The 26,841-nt window shown below is 37.1% G+C and carries 28 protein-coding genes and 4 tRNA genes; 15 read left to right on the top strand and 17 right to left on the bottom strand.

Annotated elements, in window-relative coordinates:
- Positions 1 to 94 precede the first annotated feature (94 nt).
- Positions 95 to 1,981, top strand: a complete 1,887-nt coding sequence (locus QSG86_RS07350; protein WP_317030891.1) for a DNA primase — start codon at positions 95 to 97, stop codon at positions 1,979 to 1,981.
- 66 nt (positions 1,982 to 2,047) lie between these two features.
- Here QSG86_RS07350 and hemA read toward each other — a convergent pair whose 3' ends face one another.
- Positions 2,048 to 3,346, bottom strand: a complete 1,299-nt coding sequence (hemA, locus tag QSG86_RS07345; RefSeq protein WP_317030890.1) for a glutamyl-tRNA reductase — start codon at positions 3,344 to 3,346, stop codon at positions 2,048 to 2,050.
- 79 nt (positions 3,347 to 3,425) lie between these two features.
- Here hemA and QSG86_RS07340 point away from each other — a divergent pair, with 79 nt between their 5' ends.
- The 11 genes from QSG86_RS07340 (at position 3,426) to panD (ending at position 9,558) form a co-directional block, all read left to right on the top strand.
- Positions 3,426 to 5,147, top strand: coding sequence for a tetratricopeptide repeat protein (locus QSG86_RS07340; protein WP_317030889.1), 1,722 nt, complete (start codon positions 3,426 to 3,428; stop codon positions 5,145 to 5,147).
- Positions 5,148 to 5,154: 7 nt separating this feature from the next.
- Complete coding sequence (gene lolB / locus QSG86_RS07335) at positions 5,155 to 5,757, top strand: lipoprotein insertase outer membrane protein LolB (protein ID WP_317030888.1); 603 nt, start codon at positions 5,155 to 5,157, stop codon at positions 5,755 to 5,757.
- Between the two features lie 21 nt (positions 5,758 to 5,778).
- Entirely contained in the window at positions 5,779 to 6,606 is an 828-nt protein-coding gene (gene ispE, locus QSG86_RS07330) for a 4-(cytidine 5'-diphospho)-2-C-methyl-D-erythritol kinase (RefSeq protein ID WP_317030887.1), read from the top strand.
- Between the two features lies 1 nt (position 6,607).
- Positions 6,608 to 6,682 (top strand) — tRNA-Gln (locus tag QSG86_RS07325).
- Between the two features lie 26 nt (positions 6,683 to 6,708).
- Positions 6,709 to 6,783, top strand: a tRNA-Gln gene (locus QSG86_RS07320).
- Between the two features lie 17 nt (positions 6,784 to 6,800).
- Positions 6,801 to 6,875: transfer RNA gene (locus QSG86_RS07315), tRNA-Gln, on the top strand.
- 90 nt (positions 6,876 to 6,965) lie between these two features.
- A tRNA-Gln gene (locus QSG86_RS07310) sits at positions 6,966 to 7,040 on the top strand.
- A 38-nt stretch (positions 7,041 to 7,078) separates the two neighbouring features.
- Positions 7,079 to 8,032: a ribose-phosphate pyrophosphokinase gene (locus QSG86_RS07305; RefSeq protein WP_317033361.1), complete on the top strand. Its 954-nt coding sequence runs from the start codon at positions 7,079 to 7,081 to the stop codon at positions 8,030 to 8,032.
- 100 nt (positions 8,033 to 8,132) lie between these two features.
- Positions 8,133 to 8,429: a 50S ribosomal protein L25 gene (gene rplY / locus QSG86_RS07300; RefSeq protein WP_317030885.1), complete on the top strand. Its 297-nt coding sequence runs from the start codon at positions 8,133 to 8,135 to the stop codon at positions 8,427 to 8,429.
- Positions 8,430 to 8,449: 20 nt separating this feature from the next.
- Entirely contained in the window at positions 8,450 to 9,034 is a 585-nt protein-coding gene (gene pth, locus QSG86_RS07295) for an aminoacyl-tRNA hydrolase (protein WP_317030884.1), read from the top strand.
- Between the two features lie 143 nt (positions 9,035 to 9,177).
- A complete protein-coding gene (gene panD, locus QSG86_RS07290) occupies positions 9,178 to 9,558 on the top strand; it encodes an aspartate 1-decarboxylase (RefSeq protein ID WP_317030883.1) in 381 nt (126 codons plus the stop codon).
- A 103-nt stretch (positions 9,559 to 9,661) separates the two neighbouring features.
- On the opposite strand, the gene QSG86_RS07285 is transcribed toward panD, so the two are convergent.
- From QSG86_RS07285 to rpe, 9 genes are all read right to left on the bottom strand, one after another.
- Positions 9,662 to 10,066, bottom strand: coding sequence for an NUDIX hydrolase (locus QSG86_RS07285; RefSeq protein WP_317030882.1), 405 nt, complete (start codon positions 10,064 to 10,066; stop codon positions 9,662 to 9,664).
- A 77-nt stretch (positions 10,067 to 10,143) separates the two neighbouring features.
- Entirely contained in the window at positions 10,144 to 10,554 is a 411-nt protein-coding gene (locus QSG86_RS07280; protein ID WP_317030881.1) for a YybH family protein, read from the bottom strand.
- A gap of 373 nt (positions 10,555 to 10,927) precedes the next feature.
- The gene (locus tag QSG86_RS07275) at positions 10,928 to 11,512 is read right to left on the bottom strand and encodes a DUF2939 domain-containing protein (protein ID WP_317030880.1); all 585 of its coding nucleotides are present in this window, start codon (positions 11,510 to 11,512) and stop codon (positions 10,928 to 10,930) included.
- A 202-nt stretch (positions 11,513 to 11,714) separates the two neighbouring features.
- Positions 11,715 to 12,074, bottom strand: a complete 360-nt coding sequence (locus QSG86_RS07270) for a 5-carboxymethyl-2-hydroxymuconate Delta-isomerase (RefSeq protein ID WP_317030879.1) — start codon at positions 12,072 to 12,074, stop codon at positions 11,715 to 11,717.
- A 115-nt stretch (positions 12,075 to 12,189) separates the two neighbouring features.
- Positions 12,190 to 12,537 carry a zinc ribbon domain-containing protein YjdM gene (locus QSG86_RS07265; RefSeq protein WP_317030878.1) on the bottom strand — a complete coding sequence of 116 codons (348 nt, stop codon included), beginning with the start codon at positions 12,535 to 12,537 and terminating at the stop codon, positions 12,190 to 12,192.
- Between the two features lie 279 nt (positions 12,538 to 12,816).
- Positions 12,817 to 13,641, bottom strand: a complete 825-nt coding sequence (locus tag QSG86_RS07260; protein ID WP_317030877.1) for a copper resistance protein B — start codon at positions 13,639 to 13,641, stop codon at positions 12,817 to 12,819.
- The gene (locus QSG86_RS07255; protein ID WP_317030876.1) at positions 13,628 to 15,475 is read right to left on the bottom strand and encodes a copper resistance system multicopper oxidase; all 1,848 of its coding nucleotides are present in this window, start codon (positions 15,473 to 15,475) and stop codon (positions 13,628 to 13,630) included. Before QSG86_RS07255 ends, QSG86_RS07260 begins: the two co-directional genes overlap by 14 nt.
- Before the next feature lie 42 nt (positions 15,476 to 15,517).
- Positions 15,518 to 15,907, bottom strand: a complete 390-nt coding sequence (locus tag QSG86_RS07250) for a hypothetical protein (protein WP_317030875.1) — start codon at positions 15,905 to 15,907, stop codon at positions 15,518 to 15,520.
- Positions 15,908 to 16,351: 444 nt separating this feature from the next.
- Entirely contained in the window at positions 16,352 to 17,038 is a 687-nt protein-coding gene (rpe, locus tag QSG86_RS07245; protein WP_317030874.1) for a ribulose-phosphate 3-epimerase, read from the bottom strand.
- Positions 17,039 to 17,443: 405 nt separating this feature from the next.
- Here rpe and QSG86_RS07240 point away from each other — a divergent pair, with 405 nt between their 5' ends.
- The gene (locus QSG86_RS07240) at positions 17,444 to 17,731 is read left to right on the top strand and encodes a DUF2218 domain-containing protein (protein ID WP_317030873.1); all 288 of its coding nucleotides are present in this window, start codon (positions 17,444 to 17,446) and stop codon (positions 17,729 to 17,731) included.
- Between the two features lie 157 nt (positions 17,732 to 17,888).
- Here the strand turns inward: QSG86_RS07240 and fghA are convergent, their stop codons facing one another.
- From fghA to QSG86_RS07205, 7 genes are all read right to left on the bottom strand, one after another.
- Positions 17,889 to 18,716 (bottom strand): S-formylglutathione hydrolase, encoded by an 828-nt coding sequence (gene fghA, locus QSG86_RS07235; RefSeq protein WP_317030872.1) that lies wholly within the window; start codon positions 18,714 to 18,716, stop codon positions 17,889 to 17,891.
- A 540-nt stretch (positions 18,717 to 19,256) separates the two neighbouring features.
- Entirely contained in the window at positions 19,257 to 20,645 is a 1,389-nt protein-coding gene (locus tag QSG86_RS07230) for a C13 family peptidase (protein ID WP_317030871.1), read from the bottom strand.
- Between the two features lie 127 nt (positions 20,646 to 20,772).
- Positions 20,773 to 21,579 carry a class I SAM-dependent methyltransferase gene (locus QSG86_RS07225; protein ID WP_317030870.1) on the bottom strand — a complete coding sequence of 269 codons (807 nt, stop codon included), beginning with the start codon at positions 21,577 to 21,579 and terminating at the stop codon, positions 20,773 to 20,775.
- Positions 21,573 to 22,397: an undecaprenyl-diphosphate phosphatase gene (locus QSG86_RS07220; protein WP_317030869.1), complete on the bottom strand. Its 825-nt coding sequence runs from the start codon at positions 22,395 to 22,397 to the stop codon at positions 21,573 to 21,575. The genes QSG86_RS07225 and QSG86_RS07220 overlap by 7 nt, the downstream gene beginning before the upstream one ends.
- 14 nt (positions 22,398 to 22,411) lie before the next feature.
- The gene (gene tsaB / locus QSG86_RS07215; RefSeq protein WP_317030868.1) at positions 22,412 to 23,077 is read right to left on the bottom strand and encodes a tRNA (adenosine(37)-N6)-threonylcarbamoyltransferase complex dimerization subunit type 1 TsaB; all 666 of its coding nucleotides are present in this window, start codon (positions 23,075 to 23,077) and stop codon (positions 22,412 to 22,414) included.
- Between the two features lie 188 nt (positions 23,078 to 23,265).
- Positions 23,266 to 23,796, bottom strand: a complete 531-nt coding sequence (locus tag QSG86_RS07210; protein WP_317030867.1) for a gamma carbonic anhydrase family protein — start codon at positions 23,794 to 23,796, stop codon at positions 23,266 to 23,268.
- Between the two features lie 87 nt (positions 23,797 to 23,883).
- A complete protein-coding gene (locus QSG86_RS07205) occupies positions 23,884 to 24,477 on the bottom strand; it encodes a CoA pyrophosphatase (RefSeq protein ID WP_317030866.1) in 594 nt (197 codons plus the stop codon).
- A gap of 119 nt (positions 24,478 to 24,596) precedes the next feature.
- On the opposite strand from QSG86_RS07205, the gene QSG86_RS07200 reads away from it, so the two are divergent.
- Both QSG86_RS07200 and QSG86_RS07195 read left to right on the top strand, forming a co-directional pair.
- On the top strand, positions 24,597 to 25,145 hold the full coding sequence (locus tag QSG86_RS07200) for an NUDIX hydrolase (protein WP_317030865.1): 549 nt from the start codon (positions 24,597 to 24,599) through the stop codon (positions 25,143 to 25,145).
- Between the two features lie 277 nt (positions 25,146 to 25,422).
- Entirely contained in the window at positions 25,423 to 26,769 is a 1,347-nt protein-coding gene (locus QSG86_RS07195; protein WP_317030864.1) for an anthranilate synthase component I family protein, read from the top strand.
- Positions 26,770 to 26,841: the final 72 nt, after the last annotated feature.

Genomic DNA, 26,841 nt, shown 5'->3' with positions numbered 1-26,841 from the left:
TCTCAACCGATACATTGTAGACACCAAAACGACTATGATTGGCGCTGACAACGTGTACAGACCAACAATTAAATCAAAAAATTGACTGAAGCATATGGCAATTCCTCAACATACAATAGATCAAATTTTAGATCGTACTGATATTGTCGATCTGATTGGCCAACGTGTAAAGTTAAAAAAGTCAGGGCGTACATATTCTGGCTGCTGTCCCTTTCATCAGGAAAAATCCCCATCTTTTCATGTCTATCGAGACAAACAATATTTTCATTGTTTTGGTTGTCAAGCCAATGGTAATGCTATCCGTTTTTTGATGGATATCGATAGCCGTAATTTTATTGATGTTATTCAAGACTTAGCTAATCAAACTGGTATTGAACTCCCTAAAGATCAAAAGTCTGCAAAAAAATTGCTATATAAGCGTGAGCCTGACAAAAAGCAGCAATTAAGCAACATACCACCAACTCATCCTAACAACAGTACATTATCTACAGCACAAGATCATGTTAATTTAACACCACCAGCATTCAATGATGACCCTTTTGCAGAGTTCGCACATACAAATGATCCGTTGCTAGAAGTTGCCCAAGAAGGTAATTTCTTTGATTTACTTGAAAATATTACCCAATTTTATCAACAGCAGCTTACTCAGCATACCACTGCACAGCAATATTTTAAGCAGCGTGGTGTTAATAGCCAAACGATTCAGCTCTGGCGCTTGGGCTATGCACCTGAAGATTGGCAACATTTAGCAAAAGCCTTTCCTCAAGATATTGAAGGATTAAAACAACTCGGATTGATTCGAACCAGTGATAATGGGCGAGATTTTGATCTATTACGTGACCGAGTGATTTTTCCGATTCGTGATCGCAAAGGTCGTGTCGTTGGATTTGGGGGTCGTGCACTCAATGATGAGATCAAACCGAAATATATCAACTCGCCAGATTCAGAGATTTTTCATAAAAATCAATTGCTTTATGGCTTATATGAAGGTCAAAAACAAAAGGCTCAAGACTGGTTGATGGTTGAAGGTTATATGGATGTGATTGCTTTACAGCAATATGGCATTCATGGTGCAGTGGCCACTTTAGGTACCGCCAGCAACACCGAACATCTGAATCTACTTTTTAAACAAAATAATCGTATTACCATTGCTTTTGATGGTGACTTAGCAGGTCAAAAGGCTGCGCGACGTACTTTAGAAATTGCATTGCCACTGCTGCATGATGGACGTGAATTAAAATTTTTTGTTCTTCCTGATCAACATGATCCTGACTCTCTGATCCGTCGAGAAGGTGTCGATAATTTCCAAATATTATTAAAAAATGCGCCACTTTTATCTGAGTTTATTTTTGCACATATTGTTCAAAATTATGATGCTACAACACCTGAAGGAAAAAGTCAGGTGATGGCTGAATTACGACAATTAACTGAGTTATTGCCAAAATCAGGTTCATATCGCTATTTATTACAACAATTTTTTAAAGAAAAACTTGGATTTAATCGTAAATGGTCAACACAAGCAAATAATGATGCCTCATTAAGCTTTAGTACTAAAGTGGATGTTGAAGAATATGTCATTGCCATTCTAATGCATCATCCCTATCTCTATATTCATTTTGAACCACTGCGTGCACTTATTCCTCAAGATCAATTACTCTATAAAATTTTAAATATTTTTAATCAAATTTTTGATGATTTGCCTGATGATCCAGAACAAGCAAAATATTATATTTTAGGTGCTTGTGCGCCCTTTCATTATGAATTACAACATATTTTAGTACAAGCCAATGTCAGTGATTACACCACATCACCTGAAAAAGTTGATAAATTGGCTGAAGACTTTTCAATTAAGCTACAATATGACTTTCTACAGTTAAAAATGCGTTCTAAAAAGTTTAATAGCATTTCTGAAATGAAAAACTTAAAACATCAGATCTATGAAATTGCTAAAAAACGCTCGCTCAGTCTGATTGATGACTAACATTGATCATGATGTATTAAGCATCAGTCGTCAATAGACTATGATAAGGCCATCACGCTTGCTACCTCATGATGTTGTATCTGTTGCTTTGACTTTACGTCGTTTTTCAATAATATCTGCCAATTCAAATTGCATCATCTGTAAATAGGCTGGATCTTCTGCTTTTGCAGCCTGACGTAACAGTAACGAGGTTGGATGTAGTAATTTTTGTGTTAAACGATGAGTGAGAAGCTGCAATATATCTTCAGCATTTTGCCCCTGTTCCAGTGCATGTAAGGCCTGTGCCAGCTCTTCTGCTGCCATCAACTCACCATGCTCTCGATAATGTTGAATACTATGTCCGGCACCTTTGACTCGCTGCTGGGTAATCAAGTCTGTTGCTAGCTGATTTACCATAATTTCAGCTTCTACAGCGGCTTGACGACGTTGTGCCAGATTTTCTTCAATCACACCTTGTAGGTCATCGACACCATATAAATACACACCGTCCAATTCAGCAACTTTCGGATCAATATCACGAGGTACAGCTAAATCAACCATCAACATTTGTTGATAACGGCGCTTTTTTAATGCCATTTTTACATCAGCATAATGAATCACTTGATGTAAACTACCCGTACAACTTGAGATCACATCCGCACGATGTAAATTTTCAGCCAAATCATCAAACTCAATAATTTCAACATCAACGCGATGGGCGATTTCTTGTGCCAAATTTTCAGAGCGTGCATAAGTCCGGTTACAAATTAAAACTTTGGCTACGCCCATTTCAGCTAAATGTTTTGCCACCAGACTATTCATTTCACCAGCAGCAACAATCAATACCACTAAAGCCTCTGGTTTACTAAAAACCTGTAAGGCCAATTGCGCAACAGCATATCCCATCGAAACAGCATGACTTCCTACAGCCGTTTCTGAACGTACGCGTTTTGCGGCATAAAATGCGTATTCAAAAATTTGATTTAAGTCTTGAGAAACGGTCTGAGCATCTTTAGCTAACGATAATGCTGTTTTTACCTGACCCAAAATTTGTGGCTCACCCAACATTAATGAATCTAAACCACTAGCAACACGCATTAAATGAGTAACTGCTTGAGCATTTTCATAACGATAAACATGATTTGCCAATTGTTTAACATCAATATCATTTACTTGGGCGAGCCAATTCAACACTATATCGACATGATCAGACATAGCGTACACTTCTGTACGATTACAGGTAGAAACAATCACCAAATCATTTAAAATCTGATTATGGCTTTGTTGCTGAAGCAATAGGCTTAACCGCTCAGGATTAAACGCAAGCTGCTCTCGTAATTCGACTGAGGCTGTTTGATGGTTGACACCCAATGCAAAGAAAGACATATCAAATCATCATTTAGCTAAATTTATGCTATTGTGCAACATTGGTGTCATAAAAAGCATTACTTGGATAAACAAAAAATTGCGTCAAACGAATAGCCGACTCACAATTAGTTCGACAATTAAACTATATTCTACCACATTCTTACTGCTTGGTAGCATAACATCTAGCGCTTACATTCGAGCTGCTGGAGAAATTTTACCGCCGCAAGAAAATTCCAAAAATGAAGCAATCACACAAAGTATGATTGCAGAATTTGCAATGATAAACAAAGACATTCCCACAGCATTACACAACTACACTGCACTTGCAATTAAAAGCAATTCAACTGCTGTTAAACAACGCGCTTTAAATATTGCCATTGAGCAACCCAACTTGGGACCAGCCTTGAACATTGCAACAGAATGGGTAAAACAGGAACCCACTGATGTCCCTGCTTTATTTTATTTATCACATATTGCACTCAAAGCACATGAATATGAATTGGCTGCAAAAACACTCGATAAAATTTTAAATATTGACCCAAATGCGGATTTAGAAGAAATTTTAGCCGGGATTGCACCAGAAACAAAAACAGATCGGGAATATCTTATTCACGCACTTAAAACCAGTGCTGAACAACACAACCCTTCAATATTGGTCTTAATTGCTGGCCTAGAAGCACAAAATGGTCAGCTGGAAAATGCCTTATCGACCATTAATTTGGCATTAAAAAAGCGTCCCAAAGCAACCAGTTATATTTTAATGAAAGCAAATTTACTCAATGCACTTGGAGATACCAACCAAACCCTTCACTGGTATGAGTATGCCAGTAAAAAAAATAAAAATAATGTTGAAATACGTTTGGCTGAAGTGAAGTTTTTAATTAAACAACAGCAGCCTGAATTTGCATTAGATAAATTAGAGCAAATTTTAACGTTATGGCCAGACAATGAAGATGCATTGTTTATTGCAGGCCTAACCAGTATCGATCTAAAACAATATGAAAAAGCTGAGAATTTCTTAGTCAAATTAAGAACATCAACCCAATATCAAAATGATGCATATTTTTATTTAGCCATCAATGCCGAGCGAAAAGAGCACTATGAAACTGCGAAGGCCTATTACCGTCTGGTTGATGGCAGCCTTTATCCTGTTTCACGAAAAAATATGGTTGCTATTTTTGATAAGCAGCAACAGCTACATGATGCATTACGCTTTTTAACTCAAGAACGTGTCAACTATCCACAATATGCAAGTTTTTTATATAAAACCCAAGCCGATATCTTAATTCATATGAATAATAAACGTGCTGCTATTCGTTTATTAGATGAAGCAACACAAAATTTACCTGATGATCCAGAACTCATTTATGCAGAAGTACTCTTACTGGATGCAAATGCTGATCAAAATAAACTAGATAAATTACTCAAACAATTATTAGAACTAGAGCCCAATAATCCAGCTTATTTAAATGCATATGCTTATACCTTGGCATTACAGAATAGAAAACTTAAGGATGCCAGAAAAGCAGTTGAGCGAGCGATTGAATTAGAGCCCAATCAGGCCTCTATTTTAGATACTTTAGGTTTAATTGCCTATTTACAAAATGATTTTGCAGCGTCTGCACTCGCACTAGCGACTGCATTTGAACTAAGTAATAATCTTAAAATTGGTATCCGTTATGCCAGATCATTGTATATGTTAGGTGAAATGGATAAATTTAACAGTCTATTACAAATGCTGCATCAGAATTTCCCGAATGATCCACAGCTAGAATCATTGAATTCTTTGGTGTTACCGCCACAAACAAAAAAGAGTTAAAATACTTATGTCTATGTATTTAAAACGAGGTCTAAGCAGTTTGACCACCTTGTGTTTATTACTGACGGGTTGTCAGTCTATTCCTCAACACACTACGACAATAAGCCCACCCAATAGCGAAGAAATATCCACACATCCAGATCATGGACCTCAATTTAGCTTACAAGGTAAAATTGGTGTACGTACACCACAGCAATCAGGTAGTGCATTTTTCACTTGGGTACAACAGCAAGCACAATTTAATATTGAACTCAGTGGTATTTTAGGCCTAGGAAAAACACAAATCTCAGGTCAACCCGGTCAGGTTGAACTCAATAGTGCACGTACGGGTGTTATTTCAGCAGCATCGCCGGAAGAATTATTGCAGCAAGCGACTGGATGGCAAGCCCCTATTACCTATTTAATTGACTGGGTACAGGCAAAAGCCGCAACGGATACTGCAGAAATCGCCAAGGACAGTCAAATGCGCCCCACTCAAATTATTGAAGAAAATTGGGTTGTTGATTTAAATTACCATGAAAATAATCCTTTACCTTATAAACTCGTTTTAAAACAGGCTCTTGAGTCTGGACAAGAAAATCGTATTACAATGGTAATCCAAGATCGTTAATAATTCAGATGATTAAAGCCTATGATTCGCGCTCCCTCACCGGCCAAACTTAATCTATTTCTACATATTACAGGCCGTCGTGATAATGGTTATCACGAGTTACAAACTATTTTCCAACTTATTGATTTATATGACTGGCTGGAATTTCATCGACAAACTTCAGCAGATATTACGATTGAAGGCTTAAATCAGGTTGAATTAGAGCAAAATCTTATTTTTAAAGCAACACAATTATTACGGCCTTATGCAAAACAGCACTGTGGTTTAAAAATCATCATTGAAAAAAATATTCCAATGGGTGCAGGCTTAGGAGGAGGCTCATCTAATGCAGCAACCACTTTAATTGTCATCAATCAATTATGGCAATGTGGTCTAAATATCGATCAATTGGCCAAGCTTGCCTTGCAGTTAGGTGCTGACGTCCCGGTTTTTATTTATGGCAAAAATGCCTGGGCTGAAGGTATTGGTGAACATTTAACATTCATCAACTTAGATCAAAAAAAATTCATTGTGTTAAAACCTGATTGTTTTATCAGCACTCAGTTACTTTTTTCACAAAAAACATTGACAAGAGACGCGAAGCCTACTAAATTTTGCGCCTATCAGTTAAAGCCATCTAGTTTTAGTAATCACTTTGAGCCTCTGGCAAGAAGTTTATATCCTGAAGTAGATGAAGCAATGCAATACCTTAATCATTTTGGTGAAGCAAAGCTTACAGGTACAGGTGCTTGTGTTTTTATTGAAGTAAACGCTAAAATGCAAATTAGTGATATTCTGGCTAACTCGCCTTGTAAATCTTACTTGGTCAACAGTTTAAAAGAATCTCCACTCATTGGCTTTGAAGTGTAATAGGGGCGTCGCCAAGTGGTAAGGCACCGGGTTTTGATCTCGGCATCCGTTGGTTCGAATCCAGCCGCCCCTGCCATTACACCTGTATGATGTATGTATATTAGGGGCGTCGCCAAGTGGTAAGGCACCGGGTTTTGATCTCGGCATCCGTTGGTTCGAATCCAGCCGCCCCTGCCATTTACAACATCACATTTAGGGGCGTCGCCAAGTGGTAAGGCACCGGGTTTTGATCTCGGCATCCGTTGGTTCGAATCCAGCCGCCCCTGCCATTCAAATTAAAAGACAGAACATCAATTTGCGTCATTACTGTGAATTCAACTTGACAAAAAGATGCAAAAATATTAAAGTTCTGCCGCATTAGGGGCGTCGCCAAGTGGTAAGGCACCGGGTTTTGATCTCGGCATCCGTTGGTTCGAATCCAGCCGCCCCTGCCATATATTTTCCATACATTACCAACCGCCAAGGGTGCTTCATGCCCAATCTTGTCGTTTTTAGTGGAACAGCGCATCCACAATTCGCTCAAAAAGTCGTAAGTCACTTACATATTCCTTTAGGTGCTGCTTCAGTTTCAACCTTTTCTGATGGTGAAATTGCAGTAGAAATTACTGAGAATGTGCGTGGTAAAGACGTATTCATCTTACAGCCGACTTGTGCCCCAACTAATGATAACCTCATGGAAATCTTAGTGATGGCAGATGCATTACGTCGTGCAAGTGCAGGTCGTATTACCGCCGTAATTCCTTACTTCGGTTATGCCCGCCAAGATCGTCGTCCTCGCTCAACGCGTGTTCCGATCACAGCTAAAGTTGTTGCAGACATGCTCACGACTGTCGGTATTGACCGCGTTGTGATGATTGATCTTCATGCAGATCAAATTCAAGGTTTCTTTGATATTCCTGTCGACAACATCTATGGTACTCCTGCACTGCTTGCCGATTTACGCCAACAGTCTCATGATAACCTTATGGTTGTTTCTCCTGATGTTGGTGGTGTCGTCCGCGCACGTGCAGTTGCCAAACAAATGGGAGATATCGATCTTGCAATCATCGATAAACGTCGTCAAAAAGCCAATGAATCCCAAGTGATGCATTTAATTGGTGATGTTAAAGATCGTGATTGCGTTATTGTCGATGACATGGTTGATACAGCTGGAACATTATGTAAAGCAGCTGATGCACTGAAAACTTTTGGTGCACGCCGTGTAGTTGCCTATGCAACACATCCAGTTTTGTCTGGTAAAGCAATCGAGAACTTAACAAATTCAGTGATTGATGAGTTAGTGGTCTGCGATACTATTCCACTTTCTGACGAAGCGAAAGGTCTTGGTAAGATTCGCCAAGTTTCAGTTGCAAGCATGGTTGCTGAAACGATTCGTCGCATTAATAACGAAGAATCTATTAGCGCAATGTTTGATTCTTATCTATAATGATGCGCTAATAAAAAACCCTGCCCTTCGGTAGGGTTTTGTCTCACTAGACTGGTCGCAAGTCTAGTTTATTTAAACATAAATTTTAAGGATGTCGATCATGGCAAACTTCGTATTAAACGCAGAAGCACGTGAAGAAGCAGTTCAAGGGAAAGGTGCGAGCCGCCGCCTTCGTCTTCAATCTAAAGTTCCAGCGATCATCTACGGTGGTGATGCTGCACCTGTTGCAGTAACTTTAGAGCTTCGCCAACTTGTTAAAGCTTTAGAAAGCAACGCATTCTTTGAAGAAGTTGTTGAAATCAAAATTGGTGACCAAGTTGAAAACGTTAAAATTCAAGCGTTACAACGTCACCCAGCTAAAAATACACCAATGCACGCTGACTTTAAACGCGCGTAAGTGTTGAATGGTGTAAATTAGTGTCCAATATTTCGCTAATTATTGGTTTGGGTAACCCAGGTAATGAGTATGCCCAAACCCGCCATAATGCAGGTTTTTGGTTCGTTGAACAACTTGCAGATCAATATGGTATATCATTAAAAAAAGATCCTAAATTCAATGGAATTAGTGGTCGTGGTAATATTGAAGGTCAGGACGTTCGTCTGCTATTACCAACAACATTTATGAACTTGTCTGGCAAAAGTGTTGTACCCTTTGCAAAATTCTATAATATCTCTCCTGAAGCAATGTTGATTGCTCACGATGAACTGGATATGGATCCAGGTGTGATTCGCCTTAAAACAGGCGGTGGTCACGGTGGTCATAACGGTTTACGTGATATTGTTCCTCATACTGGTCCTCAGTTCCATCGCTTACGTATTGGTATTGGTCATCCCGGTTCTAAAGAACGTGTATCAGGTCATGTACTGAGTAAAGCATCCAGTCATGAACAGCAACTTATGGATGATGCTATTCATCATGCTTTATCTCGCATTCAATTATTGGTCAATGGTGATATTCAACAAGCAATGAACCAAATTAATGCATATAAACCCAATCCATAAATTCACACGCGTTCATCAATCTATCTGGTCATAAGATGATCTATAGCACACAATGCAGCATCTTCTGAAGCAAAGAAAGTTTTAAACCGTGTTTGATTAAACATAAAATCATAGGTCTTACGTCAACTCAGGGGACACAAACCATGCTATCTCGTTTATTAAAAGCAAAAATTCATCGTTGTGTGGTGACACAAGCAGAATTACATTACGAAGGCTCTTGCGCGATTGATGGTATCCTTTTGGATTTAGCTGGTATTCGTGAATATGAAGAAATTCATATGTGGAATGTGACAAACGGTAAGCGTTTTACGACATATGCAATTCGTGGTGAAGAAGGCTCTGGTATTATTTCCGTTAATGGTGGTGCAGCGCTACAAGCCGATGTTGGTGATCTTATGATTATTGCAACCTTTGGTGATTTTAATGAAGCCGAGGCTGAAGCACATCAACCACGTTTAGTTTATGCAAATCCAGATAATACAGTAAACCATACTGCTAACTGTATTCCTGTACAAATTGCTTAAAATATATCATCTCAAATATAAGCAATCATGCTAATCAGACCTACTGATTAGCATTTTCGTCCAATCTAAAATTACAATGCTACATCAACAAGCGTGTCGTTATTTAAAAACTGCGACTGAATACCTGACCTTGATAGTTTAAACAGTCCTCAATTCGTATACGCTGTACCTGACTAAGTTGATCTTGATAAAACCATCGATACTCAGAATGTTCTGTGCTTAATTGGATAGCAGCATTTTCCTTTAATCGACATTTAAAAATAAAAGCGTGAGACATCACTGCGGAGTGAAAATAAACACCTGAAAGATACTCAATCTCTATCTCACAAGCTAATTCTTCCCAGCACTCTCGAATTAATGCCTGATGGATAGTTTCACCCACATCCAAGCCACCACCCGGTAATCCCCAAGCATGATCAGCATAATTGGCTTTTAATAATAAGACTTGCTGTTGTGCATTGAAAATTACAGCATGTGAGCTCAATCGATAGAAATCATGAAAAGCCATTTATGCTCCTTTTTAAAATATTGGAATAGATTTGTTGTTGATTTTAATATTATACAAACCGATATCGACCAATACATTTACCATGACTGCGCTAAAGAAATATGTTGATGAGCAATTTTCCATGACGTATGTTTTTTTTGAAAACAGAAGGTTGTTCTACACCAAGGTACATGTAAGGATTGCTGTAGATTGGCATGATCAATTTTACTATCACAATACATAAACGCTAAATGAGGTTGCGCAAAAATAGTGATTTTTCGTCGATAGACACGTATGTTTTCTGAAAAATATAATTTGTAATATTGCCATAAATATTTTAATTCTTCAGTCCCTTCAACTTGTTGAGTCAAATCAAAAATATGAATATCTTTTTCACAGAGATCAATAATCGTTGCTAAATCTAGTTGAGCAATAGCATCATCCCACTGTTTAATTTTAAATAATATTTCTTCAGCACTGTATTCATGACCAATAAAAATTGCTGGCATTAACTTACCCCCATGAAGCCTCGATTTAATATATTTAAATCCTGTTTTTATTCTGGTGACGATCAAAGCAATCATAGTTTACAGCAAATAAAATCACAATAATAAAATATAATGTTAAAAAAATCACATTATCGCGCATTAAAATATTATTTAAGCCAACATCTAGCTACTTTTGTTATAAATTTCAAGTTCTTATAAACTCAATCTTTTTAATCATTAAACATAAGTACAGCATTGCTATATCACATGACGTGTAAGCACAGGTATACGATCTAAAGCGACGAGCTATACCAATAGGTGATAAAAACCTAATATAATCAACACTTAAGTGATGAGCGTATGTCAATCTATCCAGACAAAGACCCAGTAGATACTAATCGACAATCATCAGCTTAACAATTTTCCATTGCCCTGCTTCGGGTTGTAAAATGACCTCAAGTGGATAATGTTGATGAAGTACAATACGTACATGGAATTGATTCCAAGTATCGAATCTGGCTTGTGTAATTTCTACTTTATTTTCACCATCATTTGCGACGATCTCTGAACTCGCATCAGATTGATCAAGTTGAGAGGTTTTTGATAACCATAAGCCACTCAATACAGCTATTTGCTGTGAAGAACGATCTGTCAATAATTTACCTTGCATCACAAGCATGATCATTTCGGGTGTGATTGTTGCGTCAAGCAATGGTTTGATCATCAGTTGCTGTAAACCATGCGCAATCATATCTTGTGTGAGCACATGATTCCTCGCTAACTCCTGATTTATTTTTTGATTCACCTGTATCTCTAAGCTTTCACGTACCTTTGGAAAATCAATATATTGAATTAATTGTTCAGTTTGATTTTTTTCAATCGCACGTGAAACTTGATAGAGCACCCAATAAGGAGAGACAAACCAGTAAAGGATTAAGATGATGATTAATGCAATACAAATCTTAAAAAACTTTTTCATCAGAATACAGCTATATTAAATTAAAAATTAAAACGACAGCAGAGGTTTATGCAACGCCTCAACTTAGTGATCAACCATAAATAATATCATCATCTTTAATTTGATCTACGATACTGTAATACGATTAAGCCGCTATCACCTCAATATGTCTCATTGATTGTATAGCGGCTAGATCCAATATTAACGATTTTCAGTCAAGATATTAGATTATTTTTTTAGCATAAGTTTCCACTGGCATTTCAAAAATTTCTACGCAAGCTTGAATGGTTAATGGTGATGAAAGAACAGCCAATTGATCAGACAAAACTTGTAATACTTTTTGAGAAATTTCCTGTCGAATCTCTAAAGAACGCCCTGTTAATAGCGAAACTTTAACATGCACATAAGCCTGCTGTTTTTCAGCCAAACCAATACAATAATCAGTTTGAGCAATCGCTCGACTTTTAATATCGACTGCAACAGCATATTGTCCTTCAACCAAACAATGGTTTAAAGCCAGTAATAGCGATTGTGTTGCTAAATTTTCAATATTATCCGAGTATTCAACATGTATATGCGGCATAACACGATTCCTAAATATTTATAGGTAATATGAATGTTTTATGCCAATAAGGCCAGAGCAACAAAACACACATGCACTTTTATTCAGCGATAATTAGCATGATTTTTAAACGATACTAAACCTTTTTTACATATTCTGATTTTAACTTCATTGCTCCCAGACCATCAATTTTACAATCAATATCATGATCGTCGGCAGCATTTGTCAGTAAACGGATATTTTTGGCTTTAGTACCCACTTTAACAACAGCAGATGAGCCTTTAATCTTTAAATCTTTAATTACACTTACAGTATCACCATCAGCCAATACTTGACCATGTGCATCTTTAATTACAATTACCTCCTGCTCAATGAATTCCTGTTGTTTTTCTTGCCATTCATAAGCACATTCTGGACAAATCAATAAAGCCCCATCTTCATAGGTATATTCTGATTGACATTTTGGACAGTTAGGTAAAGACATAAAACCCTCAAACAAGGCAAAAAGAGAAAAAATTAAAATGATACTATAGCATTCTTTATGGCTTAGAAGACCTAAAAAACCCTATTAAAAGTATGCCTTTATAGTCAATAGATTGGTATGAGAGCTAAAATGATGTAAAGCATGGCAATATTGCCTATAACGCTAGCAACTAATAGCTGTAAAACTTGCTACTAAGGAGCAAGTTTTACAGCCAAATAATATTGTAAATCAATTAAAGTATTATACTTTAATTTACCACAGTATCATTTGCATCCTACGTTAAAATAAGAATTTTACTCCAGCACCATATAACCAGCCATGTGAATAAGTTTCATGCTCTTGCCATAATGTTTCTGGATGACCTTTTTCATATTTATAGCCTACTTCAATAAAAGGCATAATTTGTTTAGTGATTTCATAACGTGTTTCCAAACCAGCACTAATATGATTAATTCCTGTTTTTTTTGCATATTTTGATTGATCACTAAAGACAATTTCACTATGTAAATACGGTTGTGCAATCAACTTTTGTGTAATCAAAATATCTCGATCAAATTCAGCAGTCATTAAAAATTGCCGATCTTTTCCAGCATAGATATAAATATCCGTATCAAAAAAATAACGGGCTAAACCATGTAAACCAATAGCAGCGTAGGTTTGGTTTTTTTCAGCCTGTTGCTCTGTTTGACGATAATGTCGTAAGCCAATTTGCGCATTCCAAAACTCGGCAATTGCTCGCCCATACATCACTTTAGCATCATAGGCCGGTTTTTCAGATTCAGCTTTCTCCATATTAATTTGCACAAATAGTTGGTTTTCATCTGTACCAATGCGGCTTTCTAACTGACTATGCCAAACATTATGACCATTTTCATTCAGCCATTTTGTTTCCACTTCGGTCGACTGATGAAGTTGACCACCATGTTCAGATAAATGATCATCCGCACTTAATTGTGGACTATCTGATGCATGATTTTCAGCAGCTTCTTCGCTATAGTCATTTGATTTGATATTATTTTTATCCTGTTGTGCATAAGCAGATGTCATGGTTAAAAGTAATGATGTACCTAAAATACGCATATGCATGAGGTTAATGATGTTCATGCTGACCTCCTGTAATTTTTATTTGATTTAAGTCATTTTTTATTTTTGATTCGTTATCGACATGCGCAATGATCATTTTATTCATCATGCCCGCACTCATATGATAAAGAAGATGACAATGAATCGCCCATTCTCCTAACTCATCGGCTGTCAATAAGGCTGTCATCGTCTTTCCTGGCGGAATCACGATAGTATGCTTATTTGGCATATTTGTGATAGATTGCCCATTTTCTAACTGCATAAACATACCATGTAAATGCATTGGATGAGCCATCATCGTATCATTCACAAATTTTAAGCGAACTCGTTCACCATATTTAACGTGAAAAGGTTCTGCTTCATTAAATTTTTTACCATTGATCGTCCATATATAGCGTTCCATATTGCCACCTAAATGAATGGTGAGCTCACGCTCGGCTGGACGCAGATCTTTTTGAGGGACCAGTGCCTGTAAATCAGAATACTGTAATGCTTTTGCACCCACAGGTGTTGAAGCATTAGCCCAACCTAAAGTTTCAGTTGCTGTACTTTCAGTTAAATGATTAACATGCTTAGACATCGCCTCATGTCCTGATAGATCAGTATCTTTTTCCATACTCGTACTCATCGCTGTACGATGATCTTGTGCCTCAAAGCCTGATCTATCTTTAGCTACATGCATCGACTCATGTGGTTGATTGTGCTGTAAATCATCATTGTTGGTTAGCATGGATTCTGGCATTTTATGATCATGCTGTTCAGAAGCTGTCATCTCACCATGGCCCATATCTTCCATCGTCAACAATGCACGTGGTCGGGCAACAGGTTCAGTGATGCTAACGGGCTGAGAATGCGCTTCATCCATCAAACTTGCTAACGCAAATCCAGTACGATCAATAGATTCTGCTTGAATTTGATAATAGGGCTGCTGTGGTTCAACAATGACATCATAAGTTTCTGCAGCACCTATGCGAAACTCATCAACAGGTACTGGTTTAACTGCTTGACCATCTGCACTGACCACCGTCATTTTTAAATTGGGAATTCTGACATCAAAAAAAGACATCGCTGAGGCATTAATAAAGCGTAAGCGAATCTTTTCACCTTGTTTAAACATCGCTTGCCAATTTTGCTGTGGTGTTTGACCATTAACTAAAAACGTATAGCCAGTTACATCAGAGAGATCTGTTCTTAACATTCTCATTTGATTCCACATTGCACGTTGTTGCCAAGTTTTTTGAATGCCTTGCTGTTTTACTTGTCTAATTAAATCAAATAATGTTTCTCTTTTATTTTGATAATATTCTGCTGATTTTTTTAAATTGGCAAAAATTTGCTCACTGGTTGACTCATGAAAGTCAGATAGCATAATGACATAATCACGATCAGTGATTTCATGTGCTGCAATCGGCTGCTTGTGCTGCGGATAAATTGTTAATGCGCCATATAAACCATCTTGTTCTTGACCTTTGGAATGTGCATGGTACCAATATGTACCATTTTGACGCACTTTAAATTGATAGACAAAACTTTGATTGGGCTTAATCGCATTAAACTGATTAAACCCCGGCACACCATCCATTAAACCTGGTAATAATAATCCATGCCAATGAATTGAAGTATCTTGATCTTTTAGGCGATTATGAACTCGAATAATGGCATCATCTCCCTCTTCAAACACTAATGCAGGTGCAGGAAATTGGCCATTTACTGTAATTTTTTTGACAGGTTTACCCGTAATATTAACGTAAGCTTCATCAATATAAAGCTGATATTCACGAACTGCGGCCCAAGATGTTGTTGAAAGGCATACAGCAACAGTCAGTAAAACATACTGTGATTTTTGAATAGACATGACTTATCCTTAAAAATAATAAACATTAAAATAATTTAAGGATTAGGTCTGCGGAGGACGCAATACGTCTCGTTTATATCCTTTTAAAGGATGAATAAGATATTTAGAGTTCAGCACAGCACGATGGCTATTTAAGTGATTCGACACTATGATCGCTACAGCATTAAAATCTAAACAAGGCCAAGCGTTCTGACATAACATAGAAGAACAATCTTGACAGTTTTCATGCTGATGATGCTGTTGAGCTGACCATACATCACAACCATCTGAAACGGTATGAGTCTGTGACAGATGCTGTTGACAATTGGCTTTATGATGAAGATCTTTAGTGGTTAAAGACAAACTCACCATATGCACCATTTTATGCTGAACATGATGCTGCGCTGGCATATGATGTTGTAAAGAAGCGAAGGCGATACTATTCCATCCCATAAAAAAAATTATGAGATAAACAAACCAACAACGTTTGTTTTTGAATATAGACAAAACTCACCTTTGATTTAAGCTACTTCTTTTAAGTGGCGCAGAGAATAACGGAATCATCACGATTGCTCAATAAAAAAAGTATCAATTGAAACAATTTGATTACATATTGCAACCAACTGTAATAAATACCCGTAGATTAGACTGCATGATTTATGGTCAATATAAGATTCAATAATCATTATTGATATATTATTTAAAAATTACTTTTGTCGACACAAAAGCGAGTAAAATTCGCACAACAGACCAATAAATAAACAATAATCGTCCTTTTTTTAATCTGTTATGCTTAAATTTATGCTAATATGCATCAGCTATGATCACCGTTATCAACATAGATATCCATAAAGTTATCCACAGCAATAAAGTGATTGCTTCGTGATATATCATCTATTAAATACAGTGGGTTCCCACTTGAGCCAAAGCTTGACGCATTTGATCAATAACCACCTTATAATCTGGCTGATTAAAAATGGCTGAGCCAGCAACAAACATATCAGCACCTGCTTCTGCGATTTCACGAATATTTGCAGGACCAACACCCCCATCAACTTCCAAACGAATATCACGACCAGAAGCATCAATCATGTGACGTACTTGGCGTAATTTTTCCAATGTCATTGGAATAAATTTTTGCCCACCAAAACCAGGATTGACACTCATTAATAAGATTTGATCAACTTTATCCATGACATAATCTAAATAATGTAATGGTGTTGCGGGATTAAAGACTAAACCAGCTTTGGCACCACCAGATTTAATTAATTGTAAAGAACGATCTATATGATCTGATGCCTCAGGATGGAACGTAATAATATCTGCACCAGCTTCTAGAAAATCTCCAATTAAACGATCTACAGGTGATACCATTAAGTGCACATCAATAGGTGCTTGGATACCATAATTTTTTAATGCCTTACATACACCAGCACCAAATGTTAAATTAGGAACATAGTGATTATCCATCACATCAAAATGAATAACATCAGCTCCTGCAGCCAAAACATTATCTACTTCTTCACCTAAACGGGCAAAATCTGCAGATAAAATAGACGGTGCGATTAAATATGGCTTGGACATGAATGAACCTGGCTATGATCAAGATAGGTAAAACAATTATAACAAACTATTCAACCTGCCATCTGATTAAAATAAATCTGATCATCGTTGCTTGATTTGTTTACTTCAGCGCATAACACCCTTATATTCTAACTCACCTAAGTCATAGATAAGTTTTTTCTGTAAAATGATCAAATAAAAATAACTTTTAAGTTTATTTCAGTCCCATTTTAAGATCTTTACATCCATCCATCATTTTTATCATCAATTGTGTAAATCAAACTTACAGTCAGAAATATCAGTTTTTTTAAACAGTCTTGAAGTGAATGAATACCATTGAGATATGAGCTGTAGATAGTTTTACTCAATAGCAGCATAGCATTGATCATATACTATAGTTTTTAAAGCACCCAACAAGGAAAGAAGATGAAAAGTTTTACCACGATTAATAGCCAACAATCACATCGTATTGCAAAACGTTTACTCAACCATTGGAAACATAAATTTGATGTGACTGAGACCAGCACACAACTACAAATTTTTATGCCGACTGCAACCGTCTCTTTACAGCCACAAACTGATACACTTCAAGTAGAAATTATATTTCAGTCCGATGAAGTTGATCAAACTAAACTTGAACAAGTCGTTCTAGAGCATCTTAGTCGCATGGGCAATGAAACATTAGATGCCGTATGGCAACGTGTCTCATGCTAATGCTTTTTAGCCAGTCATGATCTGAGTTAAACTGTATGTTATGAATCCTAAAGGGAATACCCCATATCCTCTTAAGATACATAACATCGTTTAAGTGCTTATCATGCAAAGTTTTATCGCTTCATTAGACTATATCGTCAACATCACCGCAGATCAATCAGTATAAAAAATCGGCATGAAATTTGACATGCTCTTCAATAAAGCTGGCGATAAAATAATAGCTATGATCGTATCCATCTCGCATGTTTACAGTAACCGGATAGTCTTTAGCTTTGCATGCATTTACTAAAATTTCAGGATTCAACTGTTCTTTTAGGAAAGAATCTTCCGTACCTTGATCAATCAAAATAGGCATCTTCACAGAACTTGATTTGATTAACTCGACAGCATCATAGTTAGACCATAAAGCCTGATCTGTACCAAGATAAGCCGTAAATGCCTTTTGTCCCCAAGGCACTTGTGAAGGAGCAACAATCGGTGAAAAAGCAGAAATACTGTGGTAAATATCAGGATTTCTTAATCCAATCACCAATGCACCATGTCCACCAGCACTATGCCCCATTATGCTTTGAACTTTATTGGTAGGGAAATTTTGATCGATTAAAGCTCTTAACTCATCAACAATATAATCATACATTCTATAATTTTTTGCCCAAGGTTGTTGAGTTGCATTTAGATAAAAACCGGCACCTTGACCTAAATCATAACTTTGATCATCTGGAACAGATTCACCTCGAGGAGAGGTATCAGGAGCAACAATAATTACCTTATGCTCAGCGGCATATTTTTGAGCACCCGCTTTGGTAATAAAATTTTGTTCGTTACAGGTAAGACCGGAAAGCCAATAAATTACTGGTAGTTTTTCATGATCATGATATGGGGGAATATAAATTGAAAAATGCATTGAACATTTTAATACTGCGGACTCATGCTTATATACTTCTTGCCAACCGCCAAATGAAGCGTGTCTTTCTAATCTTTCCACAGATGACTACTCCTTGAATTATCATTGATGAATATAGTAGCGTGGATATGAAAAAAATATTAAATTTTTAATAAGAAAATTTGATATATTTTGTTGAAATATATATTTTTATCGCGTTTAAAATGGACTGAATCACCATTTTAAAATAAAGATACTCAAATATGTTTTATATTTTTCAAAAACATTATAAACGATGATTCAGCATACCGTTACGCTATGCTCATCATCAAAATGCACGAGCACCCCCCATATACTTAAAAAGATTTCACCTGATCCTGTTAAAAACAAGAGACATCTCTTACATTGACAGAGAATCTTACGCTCGAACTAAATTCTCATCAATCACCTTTCGCAACGACTACACCACATCAAAAGGTATCTACATACATTGAGATATACTCCTTCACTAAACCAAAGGCTATAGCTATAGTGAAGGAATCTTTATGACCTATACAAACATATAGCGTGTACTTTCCAAACACGGCAATGTTGCAATATTGATTGTATCAGTAAGATCCTCGAACTCAGCAACGCATGCTCTTATTTCAATTCACCTGTGACTGGCTGAACTGCAGGTGGAAATAAACGTTGTTGTAATTGAGGAAGCATCAATTCCATATTTTTGCCTAAAAACCACTGTGGTTCTGATGGTTCAAATCCTTGCGCATCTTCCCATTTTGCAATCGTAAGTTTTGCCTGCTTAAATGCCGATTCAATTGAATTATTATCTCGCATTGCCTGATCAAAAAAAGCACGGCCAAAATAGGTATAATCAGCTTCATTAGAACAGCCAAATGAGGCGCGATCAGCAGCAGATGCCGTAATAATTAAGGTATTTTCATCGCGTAAAGCGGGAATAAAGCTTCCTGCATAACAAGCAGAAATCACAATCACGCGCCAACGAATACCCGATTTATCTAAAGCCTGTTTTAACCACTTGGGGTCAACTTGACGTAGATCTAAAGGTGCATTCTCCATTTCAAATACATTTGGCAAACCATGTGACGTCATATATAAAAACAGTACATCACTATCACGATTCATTTGTTGCCCCATACGGGTCAATGCCATTTCCATACTGGTTTGTGACGCAATTGGAATCACATTGCGTGTTGAGGGATTATTAATTAATACCATAGAACGGCCTAAAGTACCAAAACGTGTATCAAATTGCTCTTGTATACGTTCAACTTCAGACATAAATACATCTTGGTAACTTGCACCAGCGACACCCAGAAAATACCAATGTGACTGTGTAAATTCACCTACTTCGATATTGGCCAGTGATTTATCTAATACTTTACTTTGGGCATAGAATGCTTCTTCGCTCAAAGTTGGTGTTGCTTGTTCAACTTTCCAGATCGGTTGACTGGTCACTGACATTTGCCAAATCACCAAAGTCACCAGCGTTGCCAACATAATCAAGGCCAGCTCCCACCATGGCCATTTTAATTCGCGAGCAAAAACCCAAACAACTGCTAAACTTTGCCAAACAAAAAATATCATAAACAGTATCGGAATAAAGTCATAAGAGATCTCTGGCAACAGATCAACCATACTCAAATACTGAATAAAGCTTTGTAATAATGCAATATTGGTATCCAGAACCAACCAAAGCAAGGCTGGAACCAGCATAATACGAGGATTATCAACACGTTGTGATAAAAATATCCCAACAATCAACGCAATAAATGGCCATAAGGAATAGCTAATTAAGCCTTGTGAATTAAATTCACCAATCTCACCCGCACTCAACCAACTAAAAAGCGTATTGACCAATCCACCTAAGATCCCCCAAAAAATCAACTGGAAAATAGATGGTCGAACAATCTGTAAAGAGCGTCTAGAACCTAAAAACAACCATAACCCTGCTATTTGATTGCTTTTAAAATCATGCCAAAAATTAATAGAGGGCTTAAAATGAATCATGAGTGTATACTAAGTTCCAATTGCAGTGATCTGCCTAAATTTATGATTAATGTGATTGTTATAAAATTTTCTAATGATATAACCATTTGTTACAACATTATGTAAATTACCATAATCACTTAATATTTCATATTGCAAAATAGGCATCAAATCGACATGCATCACCTACCCATTGATGATTTGGGGGTTGATTTGCTAAGAATACCGCAAGTCGAGGACGTTTAACGATTACTCTTTTAGCTACAAGCTTTGCTAGATCTAAAAGTGCATCACCTAAATCCATTTCACCATCCTCTGGTAATAATAAATGTAGTAATTGCATTTGTTTTTTGACTAAAGCGTGTTTCTTTTCAGCTTGTTGATGTTGATCTCGTTGAGGAAACATCGGATCTAAATATACCACATCGACCTGTATCTGATCGGCTGCTTGCTGCTTTAAATATGCCTTTGAATCCGAAAAAACTAAATCAATATGTTGCACGACTTTACTTAAAAAAGGATCTTGCTGTGCTTGTGCTTTGGCATCTTCCAATAATGTAAATAAAATGGGATGACGCTCAACCAATATTACTTTGGCACCCAAATATGCCATCAGTAAACCATCATGCCCTAAACCGGCTGTTGCATCAATTAACTGAGGTTTTTCAGCTAAATGGCAAGCACGTGCAATCATTTCAGATTTAAGTGATGCACGTTTTAGACGAGAAATTTCGGCCTGCCAGTCAGGCTGCATACGCATACCATTCGCACATAACCATAGACCTTGACGATCTACACATAATGCTAAATTTTGATGTAAACGAAAAAATCGAGCATTTAATTTTTCAACAATTTCAATTGTTGTTGCAATACCACGTGCACAAAGCACAGCTGCATAGTGCTGTGCTTGCTGATCACACTCTTGTTCAGTATATAAGCGGATTTCGCTTACCATAATTTCCAACCTGTGAAGGTGAATAATAAAATAATCAGTCCTGAAACAATCCGATACCATGCAAAAATCATAAAGTTACGGCGTGCCACATAAGCCACTAAACCACGAATTAATAGCAATGCTGAAATAAAAGCAACTAAAGTACCAAAGCCTAAGATAACCCAATCTTCAGTTGTGGTAAAAATTTTATAATTTTGATAAAGATCAAGTAAACCTGCACCAATAATAACGGGAATACCCAAGAAAAATGAAAATTCGGTGGCTGCTTTTCTAGAGACCCCCAAAAACATGGCACCAATAATGGTAGCACCTGAACGAGAAGTTCCCGGAATAAGTGATAAAACTTGAATCAGACCAATCCAAATCGCTTCTTTATAGGTCAGATCCTCAACCTCTTTAGCTCGAATACGCGGTGGATGTGTTTCAATCCACATAATAATAAAACCACCGACAATCAGACCAATTGCCACAGCATAATTGTTAAACAATAATGCCTTAACTTCCTGACCGAAAGTTAAACCCACCAATACAATAGGAATCGATGCAAAAATTAATCCTAGCCCCAAACGACGCCCAGTTGCTTCACCTGTTACAATACCTGTTGCAGCGCCCCATAAACGTGCCCAATATTCATAAATCACTGCTGCAATTGCACCAATTTGAATGGCCACCACAAAAACATCGCTTTTTTCTTTGCTCCAAAAATTCATAATTTCTGCAGCTAAAATTAAATGACCTGTACTTGAAATAGGTAAAAACTCTGTTACCCCTTCTACAATGGCCATAATCGCTGCTTTAAACAGCAGTAAAACATCCATAAAATCATCCTAAATTAGGCTTTGCCTTGCTCTGCAATTTTTTTCCACGCATTGTCCCTTAAATACACAGGCAATGCCAATTCAGCACTTACCCATTGCTTTTGCTGAGCCAATTGACGAGCAATCATGGCAATATCTTGAGCTGTAGCGTTTAAATTTTGATAGTGTATTTGTGCTTCATGAACCAATGATGACCCTGATCCTACCAATGGAAATTTGGCATATTGCTGTGCATCGGTATAACTTAATAATTTTTCTTCATCAACCGCTTGCATAATGGCATGTTGATCCAGTTGAAAGCTTGCTATATAAACTTCTTTCATTCTGGCGTCTAAAACAGCACTAACATGAGTTAAGCCAAAATGACGATATGCTGCTTGAGCCAAAGCCTGTAATGTTGAAACAGGAATAACGGCAAGATCATGTGACCATGCTAAGGCTTGTGTCACAGCAGCATTAATACGTACCCCACTAAATGAGCCAGGTCCACGACTAAATGCGATCGCAGTTAAATCGTCAATTTTGCTTTTTGTCTGCAAAAAACCTTGCTCTATCATCGGTAAAATGGTTTGCGTTTGTGCTTTTGCTCTGGTATCAAGTTGATAAAAAAGTTCTTGCGTTTCATCTACAATAGAGACGGAACACTGCTCATTGGCAGTTTCCAATGCCAGCAATTTCATTTACAACCTTAAAGGGAAATATCTAAAAACAGCCGCTATAATACTCCACTCCTTCATAATGCGCGAGGCCTTGTCCATAATCTCATGACGATCTATATAAGCCTAAACAAAGGATGAAGATCATCATGCTAGGCGCGTTTATCATTCAATCATATCAATATGCGACTTTTTACTTAAACAAAAGCGTATTACAGCTGAACCTGTTGTAAATTTTGAAAATGTTTGAAATGTTCAGCATAGTGCAATGCACTGATCTTTAAACGTGCTGCTGCCGTTGCATCTAAGGTTTTTACAACTTTACCAGGCGAACCCATCACCACCGAATTATCCGGAATCACCTTTCCTTCTGGAATGAGTGCATTGGCACCAATAATACAATTACGCCCAATAACAGCATGATTCAGTACTACCGCATTAATCCCGATTAAACTATTTTCGCCTATCGTACAGCCATGTAACATAGCTTGATGACCAATAGTGACATAGTCGCCAATCAACATGTCAATATCAGCATCTGTATGCAATACTGCATTTTCTTGCACATTGGTAAAATTGCCTAGACTAATTTTAGCATTATCAGCACGAACCACTGCACCAAACCAAATACTGACCTGACGACCTAATGCAACCTGCCCAATGACCGTAGCATTTTCCGCTACCCATCCATCCCAAGGTTGATGGATTGCATAGGGTGCAAAATCTTTAAATTTATATAGCATGACAATATCCTTATTTTTGATCCTGTTTATCTCATCATTGACACTATTTTAATGAATCTATAAAAATAAAATTAAATATTTAACAGATTATGATGCGTCAATCGGTGCCAATAATAAAGGCCACTCTTTCTGATAATCCAATCCATAATCAAATAAAGACACCAGCATTCGGGCAGTAAGTCCCCAGACCACTTCATTTTCAATTTGAAAACTTGGAAAATATAATTTTTGCTGTGCATATTGCACTTCATAAGGCATGGTTGGTGCATCCATCAAGCGCTGTAAAGATGCAAAAAATATACGATCAATTTCCGTTGGCTGTGCAATCAGTTGCACATCTGGTGAAATCAAACCGACAATCGGTTTAACGGTCATACCATTTTTGGCTTTTTGCATAGGCAAATCACCCATCAATCGCACATCAAATGGATTTAATGCTGTTTCCTCTTGTGCCTCACGTAAAGCCACCACAATATTACTGCTATCATTTGGATCACGCTTTCCACCCGGAAAGGAAACCTCGCCAGCATGATGATTGAGCATAATGGATCGACGCGTGAGCAATACTTTCGGATCAGTTTCATCTGTAATTGCAATCAACACAGCAGCTTGTGCATCTTGGGCTTGTTTTTCAAATGTTAGGCGTTGTTGTAATAGCTGAGTTAATGAACCATCACTCATAAATATACCCTCAATTAGATATTTTTATCATAGCTTAGTTTTCACACAAGAAAATACAAGTGATGCTAAAATTATATTTTTAAGTTATCCTGATCCTATCTTTATCATTGATGATGAATATGAACTTCTGTGAACTTTGTGGTTGTAAAACAATTGAAAAAATACCGTTAGGTGATCATCAAATTCGTCGAGTCTGTTCCCAATGTCATCATATTCATTATGTTAATCCTAAAGTCATTTGTGGAGCCTTAGCTATTTGGCAAGATCGTGTCTTATTATGTAAACGTGCCATTGAGCCTCGTTATGGCCTATGGACCTTACCTGCAGGTTATATGGAACTCTTTGAAACCATGGAGCAAGGTGCTGCACGTGAAACACAGGAAGAGGCCAATGCTCAAATTAATATTGAACAGCTGTATTGTTTATATAATATTCCACGAATCGGGCAAATCTATGTGCTCTTTAAAGCACATTTGATTGATGGAAAATTTGGTGCGGGTGATGAGACGATTGAATCACGCTTATTTAGTGAAGATGAAATCCCATGGGATGAACTGGCATTTCCAAGTGTAGAGCACACTTTAAAACATTATTTTAATGACCGTAAAACCAATTTATTTCCAACGCATTTAGAAACATTAGGTTCTCGTACCAACCACACTGGCTAAATAGATTTTAATTTAAATTGAGGACAACTTTAGTTTAAGAACCATGTTGATACTAAGGCTCGATTTTTAAAATCAATCCAGTAATAATACAACCGAGCATGGAAAATTCAGAGGTGTATTGCAATTGATACCTCTGAAGGATAATTGACAGCAACCTCTTGGCAATTGAAATCATTTTCGTGATATTAATCACTGATGTGCTGGGAATATATTGCTTGTTATGATCCAGTTTAAGGTAAAATATAGTTAAAATTTATGTGCTATGTTTTTGCTCTGTATGCTACCGTCTCCTCTATTTAAAAAAGCTTTATCTCGTCAAAATCTCAGTCATCAAGATTTAATTGCATCACTGCAGTCATTAAATCATGTTATTTTTATTCAAAATGACCAACAGCCATTAGTGGGTTTTTTGGCGCAAGACTATTTGCTTTGCCAACAAAAACAGTATCAATTTTTTCAACAGACTGAGTTTAATCATTATCAAGCACACTCGCTACACTCATCCATTGATGATTTTTTAGACACAACAGCACAACAACAGCAACCCGGTCTCACGATGGGTTTTATTAGCTATGATTTTGCCGCAGAACAACACATCACACTCAAGCAAGAAAAAGAGCAACCCAGTTTATTTTTAGGACATTTTCCTCATTATCTGAGTTTTGAAAATGACGGCTGGTATTTTAATAGTTTTACAACAGATGCAGCGCTAATTTACACTCACATTAATCACCTGATAAATCAAACTACTAATACAACACCATTATCACTCACAGATTACTGTCGTCCACGCTGGTCTAAAACAGAATATCGTCAAGCTTTTCATCGCGTACAAAGCTATATTCAGGCAGGAGATTGCTATCAAATTAACCTAACACAAGAATTTAATACACGCGCTCAGGGTACATTACTGTCTAGTGCAGATGATTTCTGGCAATTAACTGCTGCACCTTATGCAGGTTATTTACGTATTGCAGATTTTGAACTGCTCAGTTGCTCACCTGAGCTATTTATCGACTTTAAAGCCCAAGGGCAAATTGTGACCAAACCCATTAAAGGCACGATGCCTCGCTATCGCGATGCAAAATTAGATCAACAAGCGAAACTTACACTACAACATTCTAAAAAAGATCAAGCTGAAAATGTCATGATCGTTGACTTATTACGTAATGACTTCAGTGTTTATGCGGAAACGGGTTCTGTTAAAACGCCTAAACTTTTTAATATTGAAAGTTTTAATCAAGTACATCATATGGTGAGTGAGGTTTCAGCAACACTAAAAGCAGAGATCAATCCTTTTAAAATGCTGATATCTGCTCTCCCAGGTGGCTCTATCACGGGTGCACCGAAAATTCGTGCTATGCAAATTATCGATGAATTAGAAATGGCGCCACGTGGTGCGTATTGTGGCTCTATGGGTTATCTGAGCCATGAAGGCATTGGGAGTTGGAATATTTTAATTCGTTCTATACAAAAATATCAGGATCAGCTCTCGTTATGGGCTGGTGGAGGAATTACCATTGCATCACAATGTGATGCAGAATACCAAGAGTGCTTTGATAAAGTTTCTGCTCTGCTTGATTTGCTGCAAGAATTTCAAAATACAACATCAGACCAAGAGTGATCGCTTAACCAGAAACTTAATCTATGATTAGGCTTCTGGTTAAAATTAATTGCGATCATGTCTTAAAACATG

The sequence above is a fragment of the Acinetobacter sp. SAAs474 genome (assembly GCF_032823475.1).
In the GTDB taxonomy this organism is placed as follows: Bacteria; Pseudomonadota; Gammaproteobacteria; order Pseudomonadales; family Moraxellaceae; genus Acinetobacter.
This window is presented reverse-complemented; position numbering and strand designations above follow the sequence as displayed.

Excerpts from the sequence above, each read along its gene's own strand:
- QSG86_RS07350 (WP_317030891.1), top strand. The coding sequence starts at position 95 with ATGGCAATTCCTCAACATACAATAGATCAAATTTTAGATCGTACTGAT.
- hemA (WP_317030890.1), bottom strand. The coding sequence starts at position 3,346 with ATGTCTTTCTTTGCATTGGGTGTCAACCATCAAACAGCCTCAGTCGAA.
- lolB (WP_317030888.1), top strand. The coding sequence starts at position 5,155 with ATGTCTATGTATTTAAAACGAGGTCTAAGCAGTTTGACCACCTTGTGT.
- ispE (WP_317030887.1), top strand. The coding sequence starts at position 5,779 with ATGATTCGCGCTCCCTCACCGGCCAAACTTAATCTATTTCTACATATT.
- QSG86_RS07305 (WP_317033361.1), top strand. The coding sequence starts at position 7,079 with ATGCCCAATCTTGTCGTTTTTAGTGGAACAGCGCATCCACAATTCGCT.
- rplY (WP_317030885.1), top strand. The coding sequence starts at position 8,133 with ATGGCAAACTTCGTATTAAACGCAGAAGCACGTGAAGAAGCAGTTCAA.
- panD (WP_317030883.1), top strand. The coding sequence starts at position 9,178 with ATGCTATCTCGTTTATTAAAAGCAAAAATTCATCGTTGTGTGGTGACA.
- QSG86_RS07285 (WP_317030882.1), bottom strand. The coding sequence starts at position 10,066 with ATGGCTTTTCATGATTTCTATCGATTGAGCTCACATGCTGTAATTTTC.
- QSG86_RS07280 (WP_317030881.1), bottom strand. The coding sequence starts at position 10,554 with ATGCCAGCAATTTTTATTGGTCATGAATACAGTGCTGAAGAAATATTA.
- QSG86_RS07275 (WP_317030880.1), bottom strand. The coding sequence starts at position 11,512 with ATGAAAAAGTTTTTTAAGATTTGTATTGCATTAATCATCATCTTAATC.
- QSG86_RS07270 (WP_317030879.1), bottom strand. The coding sequence starts at position 12,074 with ATGCCGCATATACATGTTGAATACTCGGATAATATTGAAAATTTAGCA.
- QSG86_RS07265 (WP_317030878.1), bottom strand. The coding sequence starts at position 12,537 with ATGTCTTTACCTAACTGTCCAAAATGTCAATCAGAATATACCTATGAA.
- QSG86_RS07260 (WP_317030877.1), bottom strand. The coding sequence starts at position 13,641 with ATGAACATCATTAACCTCATGCATATGCGTATTTTAGGTACATCATTA.
- QSG86_RS07255 (WP_317030876.1), bottom strand. The coding sequence starts at position 15,475 with ATGTCTATTCAAAAATCACAGTATGTTTTACTGACTGTTGCTGTATGC.
- QSG86_RS07250 (WP_317030875.1), bottom strand. The coding sequence starts at position 15,907 with ATGGGATGGAATAGTATCGCCTTCGCTTCTTTACAACATCATATGCCA.
- rpe (WP_317030874.1), bottom strand. The coding sequence starts at position 17,038 with ATGTCCAAGCCATATTTAATCGCACCGTCTATTTTATCTGCAGATTTT.
- QSG86_RS07240 (WP_317030873.1), top strand. The coding sequence starts at position 17,444 with ATGAAAAGTTTTACCACGATTAATAGCCAACAATCACATCGTATTGCA.
- QSG86_RS07230 (WP_317030871.1), bottom strand. The coding sequence starts at position 20,645 with ATGATTCATTTTAAGCCCTCTATTAATTTTTGGCATGATTTTAAAAGC.
- QSG86_RS07225 (WP_317030870.1), bottom strand. The coding sequence starts at position 21,579 with ATGGTAAGCGAAATCCGCTTATATACTGAACAAGAGTGTGATCAGCAA.
- QSG86_RS07220 (WP_317030869.1), bottom strand. The coding sequence starts at position 22,397 with ATGGATGTTTTACTGCTGTTTAAAGCAGCGATTATGGCCATTGTAGAA.
- tsaB (WP_317030868.1), bottom strand. The coding sequence starts at position 23,077 with ATGAAATTGCTGGCATTGGAAACTGCCAATGAGCAGTGTTCCGTCTCT.
- QSG86_RS07210 (WP_317030867.1), bottom strand. The coding sequence starts at position 23,796 with ATGCTATATAAATTTAAAGATTTTGCACCCTATGCAATCCATCAACCT.
- QSG86_RS07205 (WP_317030866.1), bottom strand. The coding sequence starts at position 24,477 with ATGAGTGATGGTTCATTAACTCAGCTATTACAACAACGCCTAACATTT.
- QSG86_RS07200 (WP_317030865.1), top strand. The coding sequence starts at position 24,597 with ATGAACTTCTGTGAACTTTGTGGTTGTAAAACAATTGAAAAAATACCG.
- QSG86_RS07195 (WP_317030864.1), top strand. The coding sequence starts at position 25,423 with ATGCTACCGTCTCCTCTATTTAAAAAAGCTTTATCTCGTCAAAATCTC.